The organism is Citrobacter sp. LST-B2, assembly GCF_057983045.1.
The window spans coordinates 3,364,349-3,382,511 of record NZ_CP192598.1 but is presented as its reverse complement, the minus strand read 5'-3'; the positions used below and the strand labels follow the sequence as shown (position 1 = coordinate 3,382,511).

General features: G+C 45.6%; 17 protein-coding genes and 1 pseudogene. 14 read left to right on the top strand and 4 right to left on the bottom strand.

Annotation, left to right across the window (positions count from 1 at the left end; translation table 11 throughout):
* The first annotated feature begins 83 nt into the window (after positions 1–83).
* The 11 genes from ACQ0PY_RS16350 to ACQ0PY_RS16300 all read left to right on the top strand — a co-directional run bounded on the left by ACQ0PY_RS16350 (position 84) and on the right by ACQ0PY_RS16300 (position 9,884).
* Complete coding sequence (locus ACQ0PY_RS16350; RefSeq protein WP_042999976.1) at positions 84–446, top strand: hypothetical protein; 363 nt, start codon at positions 84–86, stop codon at positions 444–446.
* Positions 447–535: 89 nt separating this feature from the next.
* Complete coding sequence (locus ACQ0PY_RS16345; RefSeq protein WP_150546940.1) at positions 536–1,057, top strand: roadblock/LC7 domain-containing protein; 522 nt, start codon at positions 536–538, stop codon at positions 1,055–1,057.
* An 18-nt stretch (positions 1,058–1,075) separates the two neighbouring features.
* A complete protein-coding gene (locus ACQ0PY_RS16340) occupies positions 1,076–1,570 on the top strand; it encodes a hypothetical protein (protein WP_042999978.1) in 495 nt (164 codons plus the stop codon).
* 48 nt (positions 1,571–1,618) lie between these two features.
* Positions 1,619–2,053: an A24 family peptidase gene (locus ACQ0PY_RS16335; protein WP_109740438.1), complete on the top strand. Its 435-nt coding sequence runs from the start codon at positions 1,619–1,621 to the stop codon at positions 2,051–2,053.
* A 1-nt stretch (position 2,054) separates the two neighbouring features.
* Entirely contained in the window at positions 2,055–2,567 is a 513-nt protein-coding gene (locus ACQ0PY_RS16330; protein ID WP_044258470.1) for a TadE/TadG family type IV pilus assembly protein, read from the top strand.
* Positions 2,568–2,775: 208 nt separating this feature from the next.
* On the top strand, positions 2,776–3,462 hold the full coding sequence (gene tadF, locus ACQ0PY_RS16325; protein ID WP_109740437.1) for a tight adherence pilus pseudopilin TadF: 687 nt from the start codon (positions 2,776–2,778) through the stop codon (positions 3,460–3,462).
* A 40-nt stretch (positions 3,463–3,502) separates the two neighbouring features.
* On the top strand, positions 3,503–5,230 hold the full coding sequence (locus tag ACQ0PY_RS16320; protein ID WP_109740436.1) for a vWA domain-containing protein: 1,728 nt from the start codon (positions 3,503–3,505) through the stop codon (positions 5,228–5,230).
* 65 nt (positions 5,231–5,295) lie between these two features.
* Positions 5,296–5,952, top strand: a complete 657-nt coding sequence (locus ACQ0PY_RS16315) for a lytic transglycosylase domain-containing protein (RefSeq protein WP_109740435.1) — start codon at positions 5,296–5,298, stop codon at positions 5,950–5,952.
* A 341-nt stretch (positions 5,953–6,293) separates the two neighbouring features.
* On the top strand, positions 6,294–6,821 hold the full coding sequence (locus ACQ0PY_RS16310) for a GTP-binding protein (protein ID WP_042999984.1): 528 nt from the start codon (positions 6,294–6,296) through the stop codon (positions 6,819–6,821).
* A 40-nt stretch (positions 6,822–6,861) separates the two neighbouring features.
* On the top strand, positions 6,862–7,221 hold the full coding sequence (locus ACQ0PY_RS16305; RefSeq protein WP_042999985.1) for a hypothetical protein: 360 nt from the start codon (positions 6,862–6,864) through the stop codon (positions 7,219–7,221).
* A 224-nt stretch (positions 7,222–7,445) separates the two neighbouring features.
* A complete protein-coding gene (locus tag ACQ0PY_RS16300) occupies positions 7,446–9,884 on the top strand; it encodes a sulfatase-like hydrolase/transferase (RefSeq protein ID WP_157959980.1) in 2,439 nt (812 codons plus the stop codon).
* Between the two features lie 156 nt (positions 9,885–10,040).
* On the opposite strand, the gene mnmC is transcribed toward ACQ0PY_RS16300, so the two are convergent.
* A complete protein-coding gene (mnmC, locus tag ACQ0PY_RS16295; RefSeq protein ID WP_109740433.1) occupies positions 10,041–12,041 on the bottom strand; it encodes a bifunctional tRNA (5-methylaminomethyl-2-thiouridine)(34)-methyltransferase MnmC2/FAD-dependent 5-carboxymethylaminomethyl-2-thiouridine(34) oxidoreductase MnmC1 in 2,001 nt (666 codons plus the stop codon).
* Between the two features lie 158 nt (positions 12,042–12,199).
* Between mnmC and fabB the strand changes: the two genes are divergently transcribed.
* Positions 12,200–13,417: a beta-ketoacyl-ACP synthase I gene (gene fabB, locus ACQ0PY_RS16290; protein WP_044258478.1), complete on the top strand. Its 1,218-nt coding sequence runs from the start codon at positions 12,200–12,202 to the stop codon at positions 13,415–13,417.
* A gap of 40 nt (positions 13,418–13,457) precedes the next feature.
* Here fabB and ACQ0PY_RS16285 read toward each other — a convergent pair whose 3' ends face one another.
* Both ACQ0PY_RS16285 and ACQ0PY_RS16280 read right to left on the bottom strand, forming a co-directional pair.
* A complete protein-coding gene (locus ACQ0PY_RS16285) occupies positions 13,458–13,988 on the bottom strand; it encodes a YqhG/Tai3 family protein (RefSeq protein WP_042999989.1) in 531 nt (176 codons plus the stop codon).
* A gap of 2 nt (positions 13,989–13,990) precedes the next feature.
* A pseudogene (locus ACQ0PY_RS16280) lies at positions 13,991–14,083 on the bottom strand (hypothetical protein); the annotation flags it as partial.
* 651 nt (positions 14,084–14,734) lie between these two features.
* Here ACQ0PY_RS16280 and ACQ0PY_RS16275 point away from each other — a divergent pair.
* Positions 14,735–15,913 carry an MFS transporter gene (locus ACQ0PY_RS16275; RefSeq protein ID WP_109740432.1) on the top strand — a complete coding sequence of 393 codons (1,179 nt, stop codon included), beginning with the start codon at positions 14,735–14,737 and terminating at the stop codon, positions 15,911–15,913.
* Here ACQ0PY_RS16275 and flk read toward each other — a convergent pair.
* Positions 15,910–16,911: a flagella biosynthesis regulator Flk gene (gene flk / locus ACQ0PY_RS16270; protein ID WP_043001872.1), complete on the bottom strand. Its 1,002-nt coding sequence runs from the start codon at positions 16,909–16,911 to the stop codon at positions 15,910–15,912. The two genes, ACQ0PY_RS16275 and flk, sit on opposite strands and share 4 nt — an antisense overlap.
* A 103-nt stretch (positions 16,912–17,014) precedes the next feature.
* On the opposite strand from flk, the gene pdxB reads away from it, so the two are divergent.
* Positions 17,015–18,151 carry a 4-phosphoerythronate dehydrogenase PdxB gene (pdxB, locus tag ACQ0PY_RS16265; protein WP_044258488.1) on the top strand — a complete coding sequence of 379 codons (1,137 nt, stop codon included), beginning with the start codon at positions 17,015–17,017 and terminating at the stop codon, positions 18,149–18,151.
* The last annotated feature ends 12 nt before the right edge of the window (positions 18,152–18,163 follow it).

The following is an 18,163-nucleotide window of genomic DNA, read 5'->3' as shown; positions in this document are numbered from 1 at the left end:
TGTCCTGGATATTTAAGAGTTAATAGTCATAGTGCACTCTTTTACTGTCAATATTATTGGGGTAAAGAGTGAATGGAGCGAGTATGGAACATAAAATTAATAATTTGCTAGATACCTTATCTGGGATTGATGGAGTTCTGGGCGTTGCTTTAATAGATAACACAATTAAAGAAATTGTACACAGCAAAAATATCAATGATAGGTTTGGTTTTTTGAGTACAGGTATGAGCGATATTATCAGGGCGAATATAAAATTCAGTAAACTCTCTGCGCAACAAAAGACTATGGAAGATATATTAATTACCTATAGTGATGATATATTTCTTTTAAAACAAGTTCCTGAAGCAGCAAAATATTTTATTTTTATTCGTATTGCACGTGATGCAAATATTGCATTAACTCGCCTGCGATTAAATGAAAAATTTTCTAATTTGTCTGTGCAATAATCTTTAAAAGTTATTGTTGCATACAGTCCAGGTAATTTGCTTTATCGGAAAGCAAATTGGTGTTGAAAAATTTACGATGGTTAATGACGATGGATAAAATTATGTTACCGTTTGGTATGAATGACGTTGAGTCTGACCCCTCCGAGCCAGAATTAGAAGCGCATGATCAATCCGATTCAATGGAACAGCATAGTGATACAGATGTTAATACTATATCTGATTTGTTGATCAATGAATTAAAAGCCGAGCTTGAACGCTTCTCTGAGGGGAATGCAGTATTAAAAAATTTGCTCATATCTACAGCAGATGGCTTTGAAATTGCCTCTCTTCTCACGCCAGGCTATGAACTCCATATTCGAAAAGTATCAGCATTAACCAGTTCCCTGCTGGGGATCAGCTCTGCGATGTTAACTGAAGTGGGGGGCGGTGAGCAAAATGCCGTTTTTATGGAGAGCGACCAAAACATGATTCTTTTTAATCGCATCCCGGCCGCACAGAAGATGTTATGTTTGATGGCAATAACATCAAAAGATGAGTCAATAGGTCAAATTTTCTGGCGTGTAAGGCAGCTTTCGGAAAATATAATTGAGATTTGTAATAAACATTTATAAACACGGTGAGGTAATGTAATGAATAGTTCGTTTAGCTTTGAAGCCGCAGTAGGCTTGTGCGCTTCTGATTTTATCAGCGGTTTTATTTCAGCGAAGCCTGTCATTGAATCGCGTGAGAATATTACGGTAAATCGAATTTCACAGCTTCATGAGATGGTATCACAGATCAGAAAAGACCTTTTAGATAAAATGTCTGATGAACCTGTCGAGAGAATAGATTATTGCCTAAAGAAGGCTATTCATCTTACTCGTGCTGATATTACCTGTGGTGTTATTGCAATTGAACCGATTCTTTGCGATCGTGACACGCTGATCCGTGACACAATTAGTAACTATTTTAATATGATATGGTCTCTTTTCGAAAAACACGACATTCGACTCATTAAGAATGAAAGCATAACAGTTTGTCACCAGCAAATTTCTTCAGCAGAAGTAGCTGTTAAACATCAGGATGTGGTTATTCCTGTGTATCACAAAATGAAGAGTGCTAAGAAGAAAAAGGGTAAAAGGTGATTTCTCTTTTTTATCTTGTCTGAAAACAAATTGTCATGGTATGAACTAATGATCTTATTGCAGAGAGGTTTGATAGTATTAATTGCCATTCAATTGATATATTGCTGTTATACGGACATTTTTGAGAGGAAAATTAGAAATAAAGTGGTTTTTACTATTTTGCTTCTCTCGCTTCTTCTCTCATTCGTCGTACAAGATATTAATATAAAAATTCCTCTCTCTATTATGATTGTTGGTTTTTTCATAAATCTTTTAGGGGTAATAGGTGCCGGGGATATAAAACTAATCGCATCTTTATCTTTTAGCATTCCAGCCAGCCAATTTATTGACTTTGCAGTTTTTGTCAGTTTACCCGGCGTATTTTGTGCGCTTTTAATCTTATTGTTCACTCGATGTGTACTACATCATAATGAAACCTCTGTCCCATTTGGTGTTGCGATTACTATTGGTTATATCATGACCATGTGGAGGTTTGTTTATTAAAATGTCAAGACTCAGAAGATTATTTGCAGAGGAAGATGGTGCTGCAGCAATCGAATTTGCATTTGTTATCGTACCATTCATTGTTTCTATTCTTTTTATAATGGAGTTGTGCCGTGTAATTTTTATCATGGCTTCTCTGGACGCTCTCCTGGCAAATAGTGGGAATGCGTCAGCAAATATACAGGATCCCTCAAATCCGGATGTGGTACATGAGTATTTTCAAAATGCAATCAATGAAAGTGCCAACGGGTGGGCTTTATTGACTTTAGGTAAAGAGGTTGAAATAAAGACTGAAATAGCTTCATGTGGTTATGACCACAATGAAAAGGAACCATTTGTTAATTGTAGTGAACTGAGTAACACGAAAAATCCAATTTCCATATATAAAATTGAAGTTCCCTATGAACCGCTATTTTTTGTGTTCCCTGTTGATATTATGCAGGAAAAAATGACTCGCCGAATTGTCTATATACAAGAGGCCAATATTGACAGAAGCTTTAAGGATGGTTATTAACGGGAGCGATGTTTGCGCTTTGTGAATCAGTGAACTATTTAGCAAATAATAAACGCTTGCATTAATAATTCTTCTGGTGCAGAAGGTGCGAAAATACTTAGAGCAAGTTTTCATACGTATCATGATAACAATAAATAAAAACAGTTTTACCTATAAATTAGACATAGTCACTCTTGTTAAGTGAATCCTCTATATACAGGATGTTGCGATGAAACGTTACGGTTTATGGAAAAGATTATATTCTGAGAAAGGAACCTCAAGCATCGAGTTTGCTTTTTATTTACTGATTTTCGCGTTGATGTGCGGATTCCTGATTGATATGAGTTTTTCACTCATTAAAAAAAGCCATATGGAGCGCGTTAATTATTCATTAACAATGATTTTTCGTGAGCGAAACGGTCTGTTTGCTGGCGGTAACGCTTCCGATATTAGCAAAAGCGATCTGGATACCTTAAAAGCAACGCTGGACGAGATGTTGCGCCAAAAAGATGGTTCCGTCGAGCCCTATCAGCTCGGTATACAAATTCTACAGCCTATAGCCCAACAATGTAGTATTCAAAGTAGTATTCAAAGTAGTCGCCTAAATAATTGCCCAAGCTCGCATCCCGTTAAACCAGACGGGCCACTTTCAAGATATACATCAACCTCTTTTAATACCATGTTCATTGAGGGTTGTGATGTTAGACGTAAGTATTCCCGTCGTGAGGATCTTGCGAAGCTTTCGGTCTGGGGTCATCGCCCGGATAGATCTCCTGACGCTGATCAAGATTGGTTTCCGGTTTATGAAGTGATTTTGTGTGTTCCCGGAGCAGAAAGTTATTTTAATCGAGCTTTGGGCATCTTTAATAAGGACCTCGGTAGTCTTTATATTCGAAATGTCGCGCTGCCGCGGTAAACAAAGCTATCATTTCTGCTGGTAACTCAGGTAGATATAAATGAAATATTTAATCAAACGATTTTTGTTATTCATTATTTGCAGGGAAGGCGCTGTAACAATAAGTTATGCGCTTATGTTGCCTACGCTTATCGGTTTCTTTTCATTAGCAATTGATGGGGCTCGATTTATCACTGAGCGGTCTCGTTTATCAGATGCTATTAATCAGGGCGTCTATTCAATTGCGATGTCATATGACAGTGACGATAAAAATGCAGATACTGAAAAAACAGTAATGTATTTATCTTATTATCTCCCTGGTGAGGAAATAGACAAAAACAAAGTCTATATAAATGTTGATAAAGAAAAAGATAAAAATGGTAAGGTGGTGTCGACAGATTTTTCCTTAGATTCTGATGTCATCACCCATCCGTTACTTTCTTTATACAAAGAGGGTTATAGTGGTTTTCATTCGAACATAACTTTGCATGGCGGGCGGTCGTCGGGTCATATCCGCAAATCACTTGAAGATCTTTCCGTCCCTGCAGATTATACGTTTGTACTCGACTTTTCAGGTTCTATGAATAGTAGTTCAGCAGAGAGAGGCTACACTCGTATTGAATTATTAAAAAAAGTGTTTACCGATCTTGGTAACCGAATATTCGATAATGACAATGGTAGTACGATTGGTATTGTACCGTTCTCTACGGGAATTCCTGCCGTATTAGACAAGACGAATTACGCAAGTACGACAAGTAAAGAGGTTGGGTGTACTTATATTGGTAAACTTAAGGATAAGTATTCAGGGTTGGACTGGAGTTTTTGGTATAACAAACAACCACCGGGACGCACGACAGGTAATACCTTTATAAACAATACAGACGCCTATCTTAATAGTTATTATAAGGATGTAATCGCGAAAGCAAATGGTTATACGACAACCTCTGCGGAGACATGGTTAATTGATGAGGGGTATTGTAGAAAAGATAGTGGCAAGTTAACCTGTGATGCAGACCCTAATTCTGATATTCATAACCCAGATAATTATGAGGAATTTACCAATAATTTTAATAAGTTTAATTTGCTAACAGCATCAGTAAGTAATTTTTATTCTATCGCTAATACTGAAACAATGGATTACGAAGGTACAGTTGCAGATGATTATCTATTTACCGATGATAATGTTGTGACTTTTATTAATTATCTGAATGCTCCCTCGGATTCTTCTTCTTCTTCTGCTCATGCTATCCCTTTTAGTTCTCTTTGCGCCTACGCTATTTCGGGGAGCCGTGACCATGGCAATGTTGTTAAGTTTATTAAGACAATCGAAAAACCTAATTTCTACCTGGTGGAGCTTACAAATAACCGTTCCATAATAGACGATTTTAACATCATGGGACCTCCAGGTGGAGGTACGGATAGTATTAGTGGATTATTACGAGCAGTGCCACTCATCACCAAAGGAAAAAATGACGTTAAAATGATTTTCGTCATCTCTGATGGTGAGGATGATAACAATTCAGGACAAGTTAGAAAGACACTAATGGATAAGTATCATCTCTGTGATGTAATCAGAAACGGTCTAAAAAAATATCCTGCTGGAACGACGACGACAGATGTTGAAATATATTATATTTCTTTAGTAAGTAATGATTCTGATTTAGACTGGCAAAACTCTTGTGTCGGTCCTGGACACGCTTTTATAGCAACTAATTACGATGCGCTTTATGATGTCATTGCCGGAGCGATGGCAAGAGAAACGACCCGCTATGTAAACCCGGATGAATAGTCAAAATTCCCGTAGTGCAAATAAACGTCGCTACATTTTTCTCTATTTTCTGAAAGGGTTTGTGAATGTTTGACTTGCCCGCTATTACGGCACAATGTGGTGCGGAAGTGTACACTGAGGCTATACATCGAATTATCAGCGTTGAGTCTTCTTTTAACCCTTATGCCATAGGCGTGGTAGGGGGAAGACTGGCTCGTCAGCCTGTAAATAAGGAAGAGGCTATTGTTACTGCACGCTATCTTGCTAACGCTGGTTGGAATTTTTCAATGGGGCTGGCGCAGATAAATCGGTATAATTTGTCCAGATATGCCCTTGATTATGAAACTGTATTTGAACCGTGTTCAAACCTCCGCGCTGCGGCTTCTATTTATCAGGAATGTTACGATCGCGCGTTAAAAGTATCTGATGCGGAAACCGCCCGGCTGAAAGCGTTCTCTTGTTACTACAGTGGTAACTTTAGTCGGGGTTTCATTGCCGATGCTGGAGGAAGTTCCAGCTATGTGCAACGGATTGCAAATGTGAAGATGGATAATCAGGCAATCAATAACGTGCTGCCTATACCTGTGTTAGGGCACGGAGATAAGGATAGCCATACTGCTTCGAGCCAACATAAAGGAACACGAGGTGAGTCGAATAAGAATACTGTTGATTCACGACGTATGCGAAGCCTTAATTCTCATCATGATGCAGCTCAGGGAATTAAACAGCTAAGAGGTGATTAATGGGTAAAGCATGGATTTCAGAACAATTTTTAATTCTTTTTTGGGAAAATCAGTAACTCTTGCCTGAATTGTATCTTACCTATTCAATCTACTCATCGTTTAAATGGAACTATATTATTATAAGCATATCTTAGTTCTATTGTTTGCCATGTTTTTTTACTCTGATGAATATTATGCACATGACCTTTTGGAAGGGCGGTTTATATTCATGTGTCGATGGTGTATTATAATGCTGGCAATTTTTTCTGGTTATTTCCTTTTTTATGCTTATAATGTATTTCATACGGTGAGCCTCTGAATGTTGCAAAAACACACTAATTTGCTATCTGGTGTTTTTATATATGAATGAATTAAAAATAGTGTTCGTGGGTCCAACAGGGGCTGGTAAAACGACAGCCATAAATGCAGTTAGTGAAATATCTGTTGTGAGCACGGAGGTTATGCGTTCCTCATTAGATACAGAGTCTTTGAATAGTCAGCTGGTTCCAAAGAAGACAGTCACTGTTGGCATTGATTATGGTGAGTTTAGCTTTAACAATGATACCCGTGTGAGACTCTATGGTGTCCCTGGTCAGATGAGGTTCGAGTTTCTCTGGGAGTTTATGAGTAAAGGATCAAGAGGCACTGTAATACTTTTTGATATTACCAGCAAGACATTTACAGATGAAATTAATTTTTTCATCAATAGGTTTCGTGATGTGTTGTTGACCAGTAAATGTATTGTAGGAATTAGTAAGTATAGTGAGTCTTATTCCGATAGAGTCATTGAAATATTAGATTTAATTAATGATTCAAATGTTCCTGTTATTGCTGTTGATATCAGGAATAAGGAGGATGTACTGAAGTTATTGGCGTTGTTGATCGAGTAGTTTTATTGGAATTAATCTATTTTTTTATAAAGGACTTATCATGAGTAATATTTCTGAATCATTAAATTCGCTGATGCAGGTTTCTGGTGCGATCGTCGCTTCTGTTGTTGACTCTAATAGCGGTATGATGCTAGGTCAGGCTGGCTCAGGCATTAACCTGGAACTGGCTTCTGCAGGTAACACCGAAGTAGTGCGTGCAAAAATGAAAACGATGGAAACCCTTAAGCTCAACGATAAAATTGATGATATTCTGATTACATTAGGTAAACAGTATCATATTATTTGCCCTATTGATAAGAATCCAGGGCTTTTTATCTATTTTGTTCTTGATAAGGCGAAAGCTAACTTAGCCCTGGCTCGTCACCATGTAAAAGAAGTTGAGTCCCAGTTAGTTGTATGATTATTGATTGAGTAAAGAGTTTTGTCATTGTCATACTATGTCAATGACTGTAGGCTCAACAAATTCATTAATACCCTACCGGCATTTTGCTTGTAGGGTATTTTATTGTTTTATGTTTATAAAACATTCATTATGAATAATATACTTATGGGAAACAGTTGATAAATAATTTTCTATGACGTCAGCATTTCTAATGCCTGAGATTTAAAAGGATGCGGTTTATTATGGAAATGGGGAATGAGAGTTGGTCTTTTTTAGCAGCATTGCTTTATTTGTCTGCTTTCTTTTTTTTCTTTAAAAGCCACAGTCGAGGTATCGCCGGCTCGATCATTGCTACCTGTTTTATCCTTATTACAATAATTTTTAGTTTATTGACAGGGTGCTATTTAGTCGCTAATTGGTTTACGGGTATAGGTTTTGATGATTCTGTTTTCTACCATCTTCGATTCGGAGTCGAAGGGGGAGATTTTAGTGATTTTTACTTTTTAATATTTTACTTCTTATTGTCGCAAGCTATTTTTGCAGTTCTTATTATTATCTATTTGAGGTCTTTTTTACAAAGCAAAAATACCAAATTCAAAATTGTGCCGGTGGTTGAAGGCGTGATAATGGTGTTATGCGCATTCTTTTGTACTCCTGCAACCTCAAATTTAATTTCGTATTCGTTGACATCGCAATCCTCAGGTGATTTTTCTGATTATTTTATAAAGCCGCAAGTCATATCATCGACTCAAAAGCCTAAGAATATCATTTATTTTTATCTGGAGAGTCTGGAAGGGAATTATATGGATGAAAGTCTTTTCCCTGGATTACTTCCTGAGTTGCATAAAATTGAAAAGGATAGCGTTACATTCACTAACATTGGTCAAACTATTGGTAGCAGTTGGACAATGGCCGGAATGGTTTCCAGTCAATGCGGTTTGCCGTTATTATCTGTGTTCACCAATGATAATTTCCAGATGAATAATTTTATGCCCAATGCTGTATGTTTAGGGGATATTTTAAAATCGAAAGGCTATCACCTGGAGTTTATGGGCGGAGCCGAAACTGAATTCGCAGGAAAAGGGCAGTTTTATAAGGATCATGGTTTTTCTGATGTGAAAGGTAGGAAAGAGTTTATTGATCAACATGTAGCCAAAGATTACATAAACAACTGGGGGCTGTATGATGATACCCTTTACGAACAATTACTGACGCGCGTTGCTTCTTTGCGACAGACCCAGGCGCCCTGGGGACTCTTTTCAATCAATATCGGAACCCATCAGCCGGAAGGGTATCTGGCACACGAATGCGCGACTATGAAGTATGGTGATGGTAATGATCATCTGCTGAATGCGGCGCATTGTACCGATTTCCTTATTGGTAAAGTGTATCAGTCCTTGAAGAAGAAAGGTCTTCTGGATGATACGTTACTGGTTTTTGGTTCAGATCATCTCGCTCCAGTAATGGTAAAGACACTAGAGACGTTGAAGAAGAAGGAGCGCCATAATTTATTGATGATCACTGGCGCGGGTATCAAACCAACTCAAAATCCTCGTCATGGTACAACTCTTGATGTTTCTCCGACCATTCTCAATTATCTGAACTATGGTTCTCACCCTGTAGGGCTTGGCCGTGATTTAAATGGCAATATGGCGACGCTCGCGGAAAATTTCTCGGGGCAAATGTTCCTGGACAGAAAACTACTTTCCTGGCGAACGACTATTGATATGGCATTCTGGGGTTACCCTGATATTAATGGCAGCGTTGAAATTGATTCCCACAAAAAGCAAGTTAAGGTAGGCGATAAGTCATTTAAGATCCCTTCTCTTATCCGTTACACGAAAACCGGTAAAATAGAAGATGTTGTCTTTAGCAGCGATAATATCATCTCTGTCGGGAATAACAGCTATCTTCCCGCTTTTTTCCTTGTGAATCTTATTAGCAACAATCAAATGTTTTTGTGGATAGATACTTGTCGTGAGTTATCAACACTGAATCCTGAGTTGCGTAGTTTTGGCAATCAGTATTGCTATTACAATGGTTCTCTGGCTTCCGTTCATTCGACATCAGGTCTTATTTCTAAAACACCCATGGCAGTTAAGGTCAATCTGAATGAAGATAATGCTTATTCTTCCTCACGAGCGAATGATTTACGTAATGCGTTGAAGGATAAAAATCTAATGGTCTGGACAGAGACGCTGTTAAAATCTGAAAAAACACATAGTTTTCCGCCTGTTAATATCATGTCTGCCGGACATCATTCACTTATTCAGCCTTCAATACTTGCTAACCGCTTTCTGGAAGGCGATGGTTTGTTTTTGACCCGTTTTACCTATACAAATCTCCCTTCGGTGGGGGTTACCATCTACCCGGAAGTCATTGGAAAACTGGCGGTTTGCGATAAAAAACAGGGGGGAATCTCCCTTTCCCGGATGATTAAAGATGCCCCGCCTGCAAAAGGAAAAACGAATCTGTTTTATGCCATTATGGGTAATGTTGATCCGGAGTGTTCAAAAGGGGTTGCTAACCGCATTGATCTCGATTTGACTCAGTTCGCTGCATTGACTGCGGAGAAGCCTTATATCGCTATTCTTGATGATAATCTGAGGCCTCTTACTGAGAACGCTGGTCGTCCTGATCAGTCTATAGCCATACAGGTCAAGTTTAATGATGATGAATAACCGCACGAGTCAGCGTAATGCTTGAGCCGTTTACCGCGTAAAGCTACATGATACGCCTGCGTTGACTGCTTTAAGACGAGGCGTATTGATACCTTCTACGCGATATGGTCTGTTCTCGTTGGGTTTAGCTCATCATGCCGGAACTGATTTGATGGGCTACTCAACAGGCCGACCTTTCAGGAGTTTACGGATCCACAGTCGATTCGGGTTCAGTGCAGCCAGTGTCAATTTGTCGAGGGGAAGAGGTTCACTGCTCATTTGGGAAGCCAGAATTTCAGCTGCAAGTGGCCCAGAACAAAGTCCGCGAGCACCCAAGGCACCAATCATATACAGGTCCGGATAATATGGGGCTAAAACGGCATCTTTAGTCTGTTCATTGAGTGTTGCATAGCATGAAAGCGTCGACGCGTAGTCCGGAACGCTTCCCACCATCGGTAAATGATCGCGGGTGGCACAACGCACGCCGCAGCGAGCATCTTTGCCGCTCACATCGACTTCTTTGGCCCAGTCTACTGCCGGGAAGCAGTCAATCAGGCGCTGCCTATTTTGCTGCTGATCGTCTTCCCGATACTGCGTCTCTTCGCTGCCGCGATGGTAGCTGGCGCCGATACAGTGTTGTTGATTCGTCGGATTTTGCGGCGTCAGATAACCGTCATAGCACAGCACCTGACGGATCCCGGAAAGCGCTGGCGTCGTCGGAATATGACTGACCTGGCCGGCGACAGCGTAGACGGGTAACGGCTGCGTTTGGGCAAAATGGTTAATCTGATGACCATTGGCCAGCACTACCGCGGCATGTTCTGCGTGACTGCCGTGCGTAAAGTGCAGATCCCAGCCGGAAGCTGAACGGTGAAGAGCTGCCAGAGAGTGTTGGTAATGGCAGCGTAGCCCTTGCTTTTCCGCGAGTTTCAGCACGGCAGCGGTCAGTTGCGCCGGGCACAGCCAACCGCCTTGCGGATAGGTTATGCCACCGCACCCAGTGTCTACCCCGGTAAGTTTTTGTGCCTGGGTGATATCCACCGCGCTTGCCAGCGCAGACGGCAATGCCAGCGACAGCATTTGTTGGATCTTGTGCTGGCTCTTGTCGTCATAGCCAAACTGCGTGACGCCACACCAGTCATGATCAAATTCTACGGGCAGGGCGTCATACAAGCGACGGGCAAAGGTAAATGCCGCCGGGAAGAAAAGGGTGAGCGCCGTGTCGTGCTTGCTGAGCAGGGGATAAAGTGCTCCCTGACGGTTGCCGGATGCGCCCAGGGCGGGGGCGTCATCGGCACAATAGAGTGTCACTTGCCAGCCCCGGCGTAACAACGAAAGCGAAAGCAGTGCACTGGCGATCCCGCCGCCAATGATTGCGACGTCACGTTTTTCGCTTCCCTGACGAGCAAACCACGGCGTTGAGGACGGGATTTTCAGCGTCTGTTCCATGGTTCCGCGCAGCATTTCGCGCTTGCGGCCAAAACCTTTGCATTTCTGCATAGTAAAGCCGGCATCCTGCAAACCACGACGAACAAATCCCGCAGATGTAAAGGTTGCCAGCGTACCGCCAGGACGAGCCAGACGCGCCATGGCGTTAAACAGATTTTGCGTCCACATGTCCGGATTTTTGGCCGGGGCGAAGCCGTCGAGAAACCAGGCGTCAACTTTTTGATTCAGGCTGTCGTCGAGTTGATCGGTGAGTTCATTAATATCGCCAAACCAGAGGTCGAGCGTGACGCGTCCTTCTTCCAGCAGCAGGCGGTGGCAACCCGCCAGCGGCAACGGCCACTGGGCCTGAAGTGGCCCGGCAAATTCGGCCAACTCCGGCCAGTGCTGATGCGCCGCTGTGAGATCGTCACGACTCAACGGAAATTTTTCAAAACTGATGAAATGTAATCTTTGTAGCGTAGCATCGGGCTGAGTGGCGCGAAATGCGGCGAACGCCTGCCAGAGCGTGAGAAAGTTCAGACCCGTGCCGAAGCCGCTCTCAGCCACCACAAACAACGGGCGAGGATGTTCCACAAAGCGTTCAGCGATCCGGTTGCCTCCGAGGAAGACATAGCGCGTCTCTTCCAGACCGTTGTCGTTGGAAAAGTAGACGTCGTCAAAATCTCGGGAAACAGGTGTACCCTCAGCGTTGAATTCGAGGTTGGCGGGTTGTATAGCGTATTGTTTCACGTAAGTTACTCGTCTGACAGGCAGTGTCACGATATTAGCGATGTGTGCCAGGCGGCGCAAATTTCAGTATAAATTGGCTGATCGGACTTGTTCGGCGTACAAGTGTACGCTATTGTGCCAATCGAAACTTACTATAGTGCGACTGACAGAGGTATTGAATGAAACGTGCAGTGATTACTGGCTTGGGCATTGTTTCCAGCATCGGTAATAACCAGCAGGAAGTCCTGGCATCTCTGCGTGAAGGACGTTCAGGGATCACTTTTTCTGAAGAGTTTAAAGATGCGGGAATGCGCAGCCACGTATGGGGTAACGTCAAACTGGACACCACTGGTTTGATCGACCGTAAAGTGGTGCGTTTCATGAACGATGCCTCTATTTATGCCTATCTCTCCATGCGTGAAGCTATCGCAGACGCTGGTCTGAGCGAAGAGGTTTATCAGAATAACCCGCGCGTTGGCCTGATTGCAGGTTCCGGTGGATCGTCTAAAGCGCAGGTTTTCGGTGCTGACGCCATGCGCAGCCCGCGTGGTCTGAAAGCAGTTGGCCCGTATGTGGTCACCAAAGCGATGGGCTCTGCCGTTTCGGCCTGCCTCGCTACACCGTTTAAAATCCATGGCGTAAACTATTCGATTAGCTCGGCCTGTGCGACGTCTTCTCACTGCATCGGCAATGCGGTTGAACAAATTCAACTGGGTAAACAGGACATCGTATTTGCGGGCGGCGGCGAAGAGCTGGGCTGGGAAATGGCCTGTGAGTTCGACGCGATGGGCGCACTGTCCACCAAATATAACGATCAGCCTGCTAAAGCTTCCCGTACCTATGACGCGCACCGTGATGGTTTTGTTATCGCGGGTGGCGGCGGTATGGTGGTGGTTGAAGAACTGGAACACGCCCTGGCGCGTGGCGCGCATATCTACGCGGAAATCGTGGGCTACGGCGCGACCTCTGATGGCGCGGATATGGTGGCTCCGTCCGGCGAAGGCGCAGTGCGCTGCATGCAGATGGCGATGCACGGTGTAGATACGCCGATCGACTATCTGAACTCCCACGGTACTTCAACGCCGGTGGGCGACGTGAAAGAGCTGGGCGCGATTCGCGAAGTGTTTGGCGATAAGAGTCCTGCGATCTCTGCGACCAAAGCGATGACAGGTCACTCTCTTGGCGCCGCGGGCGTACAGGAAGCAATTTACTCTCTGTTGATGCTGGAGCATGGCTTTATTGCACCGAGCATCAATATCGAAGAGATGGACGAGCAGGCTGCAGGCCTGAACATCGTGACCGAAACTGTCGATTGCGAACTGAACACCGTTATGTCTAACAGCTTCGGTTTCGGCGGTACTAACGCCACGCTGGTGATGCGTAAGCTGAAAGCGTAAGACAATTATTGACGGAAAAGGGAGCCATAAGGCTCCCTTTTTACTTTTTAAGCGGTTCGTATTCCGGCGCAATTTCTGCTGACCACGCCCTGGCACGGGCAATGGCACCGGCGCTGTAAATGGGATGTTCAAACTGGTTTCCGACATCCCTGACACGATAGATTTTCCAGTGTTTTTCTTCCCAACGCGTATAGACCTCCAGTTGAACGGGCGCTATGTTGGCGGGTCCACCCAGTTTGACATCCACTTTTTCGCCGCCGAGGAAGGGACGTGCTTGTCCAACCTGTAACAGTGGGATCCACTCAGGGGCATAATCCTGCACATACATAAAGTAGTCTGAGTCGACGATGTCTTGCTCATAATAGCTATCGATCAACGTCAGGCGATCGATAACCTCTTTAGTAACATAACGTTGCATTACCCCGCGGGTATCGTGAGGCTTATCTGGTGCATCGATAAATGCCGCCATCCACGCGAGATAGAATTGTTTAACGTCTTCTGTGCTGTCGTGCCGGGGCGTGGAGCAACTGCAAAGCAGCAGGACAAGTGCTAAAAAAGAGAAGGCTCTCATCGCTATTTCCTGTAGATGATATAGGCCGGTTTTGCCGCCCGGTAACCAGGGCCTGCCCACATGTCGCGTTGTCTGAAATCTGAGTACCACTCTGAACGACTCATTGCGGCTGTTTTAGCCCAACTCATCATAACCCCTGTAAGTGATGTGCATAGAAAAATAAATGCAGCATTAACAAAATTATGTTTGGATGTGTAACCGTTAAGACTGTTCATGCTATTTTTGTCTATTTATTAATTACAGTGAATAATAAAACAACTTGAATCATTCATTTGCTTTTTTAATATGATTCTACAATGCAGAATAAATATCATTTTCTCTTGTCAACTAAATATGCCACCAATAACGCCTGGGTGACATTGGGAAAGCTATTTTTATGTCATTGGCGAAAGGAAGGAAATGATTTTTTCGCCATGGTTTACGATACAGGAATGTATTAGCGTACCTGGATTTTCGGCAGCGTCCACGCTGTTTACCTTCGACTCAAGATACCGAGTCCATATAAAAAGAGTATCAGGTACAAACAGGGCAAGTGCCGTATTCCTTCATGCTTTAGCAACAAACCATCATTACGTAACGCAGGGTTACTGTTGACAACGTGAGTCACTCGCAGGCAGACTTCAGGCCCATCATTATCTTCCGGATAATGCGTAAGCGTTTGACGTTATCCAACGCACCTTAATCCTGACGGTCAGGTGGAGGGGGCGTGGCGTTTCCTCGCCTTACTCTGCATTCTGGAGTAACGCATGACAGCAGTAACCCATAAAGAAAAAACATCTGCAGCGAACACATCGCTTTTTCGTATCGCGTTTGCGGTCTTTTTGACCTACATGACGGTCGGCCTGCCGCTACCCGTCATTCCACTTTTTGTTCATCATGAACTGGGCTATGGCAATACGATGGTCGGTATCGCCGTGGGGATTCAGTTTCTCGCAACCGTCTTAACGCGCGGCTATGCCGGGCGACTCGCCGATCAGTACGGCGCCAAGCGTTCTGCGCTGCAGGGCATGTTTGCCTGCGCGCTGGCGGGCGGCGCGTGGCTACTGGCAGCACTCTTACCCGTTTCTGTACCGTTCAAATTCGCGTTATTAATCGTCGGACGGCTGATCCTCGGCTTTGGGGAAAGCCAGTTACTGACCGGAACCCTGACCTGGGGGCTGGGTCTGGTGGGGCCGGCACGTTCCGGTAAAGTGATGTCGTGGAACGGGATGGCAATTTACGGTGCGCTGGCGGCAGGGGCGCCGCTGGGTCTGCTGATCCACAGCCATTTTGGGTTTGCGGGTCTTGCGGGCACGGCAATGGTGTTACCGCTGCTGGCATGGGCATTTAACGGAACGGTGCGTAAAGTACCGGCACATGCGGGTGAACGTCCCTCACTGTGGAGCGTAGTAGGGCTTATCTGGAAACCGGGTCTGGGCCTCGCGCTGCAAGGCGTGGGATTTGCCGTGATCGGCACCTTTATCTCTCTCTATTTTGCCAGCCACGGTTGGGCGATGGCGGGCTTTACGCTGACTGCGTTTGGCGGAGCCTTTGTGATCATGCGCGTGCTGTTTGGCTGGATGCCGGACCGCTTTGGCGGGGTCAGGGTGGCTATCGCTTCTCTGCTGATCGAGACCGTTGGGCTGGTCTTGCTCTGGCTGGCGCCGACGGCCTGGTTTGCGCTGCTCGGTGCGGCATTAACCGGAGCGGGGTGTTCGCTGATCTTCCCGGCGCTCGGCGTTGAAGTGGTGAAACGCGTACCGTCACAGGTCCGCGGGACCGCGCTGGGGGGGTATGCCGCATTTCAGGATATCTCTTACGCGGTCACTGGTCCGCTGGCGGGGTTGCTTGCCACGTCCTGTGGCTATCCATCCGTGTTTCTTGCCGGTGCGATTTCAGCGGTGCTGGGGATTGTGGTGACGCTACTGTCGTTTCGCCGGCGCTAGATGACCAGCCAGAAAATCAATAACGCGACCAGCAGGGCGATAAACAGCAGTCCTGGACGCGCGGTGAACGAGCGCAGCGTATCGATAACCGGTGTAAACGGACTATAAATCGGTTGAATGTGGCGGGGATCGTTTAATTCCCGATCGCGCTCGACGCGGCGCAGGAAGATCTGATTCAGGAGATCCTGCACTTGCGCGGTGGTCAGCACCGTCTGCGGTTGAATTTGCCAGGTCTGCTGGGCGTAATCTTTCAGGTTGAGCAGTTCATCGGCTTCCAGCGGTTGCTTGAGCGCCGCCTGTAGCGATTGCAGGGTAGGGGCGTGTTGCAGACTCAGGGTTTGACGCGCCTGCAGCCAGGTCGCCAGATGGGTGAACTGTTTTGCCGGGATCAGCTCACCGCTTTTCACGCCAGAAAGTTCCAGCATTGATTGCCAGATCAGCTTGCTGGATTCCCCCGTTGCGGCGGCCAGTTTGGTAACCAGTTGATTTAACGTATTGTGTTCGGCTGGCAGTAGCGGGCGATCGGTCGCCGGGCGCTGCTGCGGCTGCGGGATCGACAACTGTCCCTGCTGTAAAAGCGTTAGCACGTTCTTAAGCTGTTCCGGTTTGAGTTGGCTGAGCGCCGTTTGTCCGTACTGCTGACGAATAAAATCGCTGACCGCCTGGCGGTTATTTCCCTGAGTCAGTAATTCTGTCAACTGTGAAAGCACCTGGCGGTTGGCATGATTTTGTTGGGCCACACCGAGGCGCTGGTTGAGATTTTGTTCCGCCGCAGGGAAATGGCGCGACAGCAGTGGAGTATCGCTTTTTACGCCGAGATCGTGCTTCATACCTGCCCACACTTCCGCACTTTGCTGTTGCGTCAGTGAAATCAGGCGCGTTATCAGGCGTTCCAGTACGGTCCGCTGTTGCGTGGAGAGCGGTTGTTCGCCCGCCGTGGAAACCGCAGGTTGCCCTTCACCGGGAGGGCGTGCGGGAGTACCGGAAATGGGTTGCATCATCACTTATCCTTAAACCATCAATCTTAGCAAAGTATGCCTGGCGGCCAGATTATGGCACACTTGCCCGGTTAACTCTCGTTCTCAAACAGGTACGACAGACGTGAAAATTCTCGTTGATGAAAATATGCCTTATGCCCGCGAATTGTTTAGTCGTCTGGGTGAGGTCAAAGCGGTTCCCGGACGTCCCATCCCTGTCGCTGAGCTGGATGATGCCGATGCGTTAATGGTGCGTTCGGTCACCAAAGTGAACGCGTCGCTGCTGGAAGGGAAAGCCATCAAGTTTGTGGGTACCGCAACTGCGGGTACCGACCATGTGGATGAGGACTGGCTCAGGCTGGCGGGCATCGGATTTTCAGCGGCACCAGGCTGTAACGCCATTGCGGTGGTGGAATATGTGTTCTCCGCGCTACTGATGCTGGCAGAACGTGACGGATTCGCGCTGCGCGATCGTACAGTCGGGATTGTCGGTGTAGGTAACGTCGGTGGACGCCTGCAGGCGCGACTGGAAGCACTGGGGATCCGCACGCTGTTATGCGATCCACCCCGTGCGGATCGCGGGGACGAGGGCGACTTCCGCTCGCTTGATGAACTGGTTCAGGAAGCGGATGTCCTGACATTCCACACGCCGCTGTTTAAAGAAGGGCCTTACAAAACGCTGCATCTGGCCGATGATGCGCTGATTTCTCGTCTGAAACCGGGCTCTATTCTGATTAATGCCTGTCGTGGCGCCGTGGTGGATAACGCCGCGTTGCTGGCGCGTCTTAACGCCGGACAGGATCTGAGTGTGGTTCTGGATGTCTGGGAAGGCGAGCCGGATCTGAATGTCGACCTGCTGAACACGATCGATATCGGCACCGCGCACATTGCGGGCTACACGCTGGAAGGCAAAGCGCGCGGCACCACGCAGGTCTTTGAAGCATATAGCGCATTTATCGGTCATGAGCAGCGTGTCGCGCTGGATACCTTGCTGCCGGCCCCGGAATTTGGCCGTATTACGCTGCATGGTCCGTTGGATCAGCCGACGCTGAAAAGACTGGTGCATTTGGTGTATGATGTGCGCCGCGACGATGCGCCGCTGCGCAACGTTGCCGGAATACCGGGTGAATTTGATAAACTGCGCAAAAATTACCTCGAGCGTCGTGAATGGTCCTCACTGTATGTGATGTGCGACGACGCAGATGCGGCGGCGTTACTGTGTAAACTGGGTTTTAACGCAGTTCATCACCCGACACGTTAATGTCTTCTTAAT

Coding starts and splice junctions, on each gene's coding strand:
- ACQ0PY_RS16350 (WP_042999976.1), top strand. CDS start 84: ATGGAACATAAAATTAATAATTTGCTAGATACCTTATCTGGGATTGAT.
- ACQ0PY_RS16345 (WP_150546940.1), top strand. CDS start 536: ATGGATAAAATTATGTTACCGTTTGGTATGAATGACGTTGAGTCTGAC.
- ACQ0PY_RS16340 (WP_042999978.1), top strand. CDS start 1,076: ATGAATAGTTCGTTTAGCTTTGAAGCCGCAGTAGGCTTGTGCGCTTCT.
- ACQ0PY_RS16335 (WP_109740438.1), top strand. CDS start 1,619: ATGATCTTATTGCAGAGAGGTTTGATAGTATTAATTGCCATTCAATTG.
- ACQ0PY_RS16330 (WP_044258470.1), top strand. CDS start 2,055: ATGTCAAGACTCAGAAGATTATTTGCAGAGGAAGATGGTGCTGCAGCA.
- tadF (WP_109740437.1), top strand. CDS start 2,776: ATGAAACGTTACGGTTTATGGAAAAGATTATATTCTGAGAAAGGAACC.
- ACQ0PY_RS16320 (WP_109740436.1), top strand. CDS start 3,503: ATGAAATATTTAATCAAACGATTTTTGTTATTCATTATTTGCAGGGAA.
- ACQ0PY_RS16315 (WP_109740435.1), top strand. CDS start 5,296: ATGTTTGACTTGCCCGCTATTACGGCACAATGTGGTGCGGAAGTGTAC.
- ACQ0PY_RS16310 (WP_042999984.1), top strand. CDS start 6,294: ATGAATGAATTAAAAATAGTGTTCGTGGGTCCAACAGGGGCTGGTAAA.
- ACQ0PY_RS16305 (WP_042999985.1), top strand. CDS start 6,862: ATGAGTAATATTTCTGAATCATTAAATTCGCTGATGCAGGTTTCTGGT.
- ACQ0PY_RS16300 (WP_157959980.1), top strand. CDS start 7,446: ATGGAAATGGGGAATGAGAGTTGGTCTTTTTTAGCAGCATTGCTTTAT.
- fabB (WP_044258478.1), top strand. CDS start 12,200: ATGAAACGTGCAGTGATTACTGGCTTGGGCATTGTTTCCAGCATCGGT.
- ACQ0PY_RS16285 (WP_042999989.1), bottom strand. CDS start 13,988: ATGAGAGCCTTCTCTTTTTTAGCACTTGTCCTGCTGCTTTGCAGTTGC.
- ACQ0PY_RS16275 (WP_109740432.1), top strand. CDS start 14,735: ATGACAGCAGTAACCCATAAAGAAAAAACATCTGCAGCGAACACATCG.
- flk (WP_043001872.1), bottom strand. CDS start 16,911: ATGCAACCCATTTCCGGTACTCCCGCACGCCCTCCCGGTGAAGGGCAA.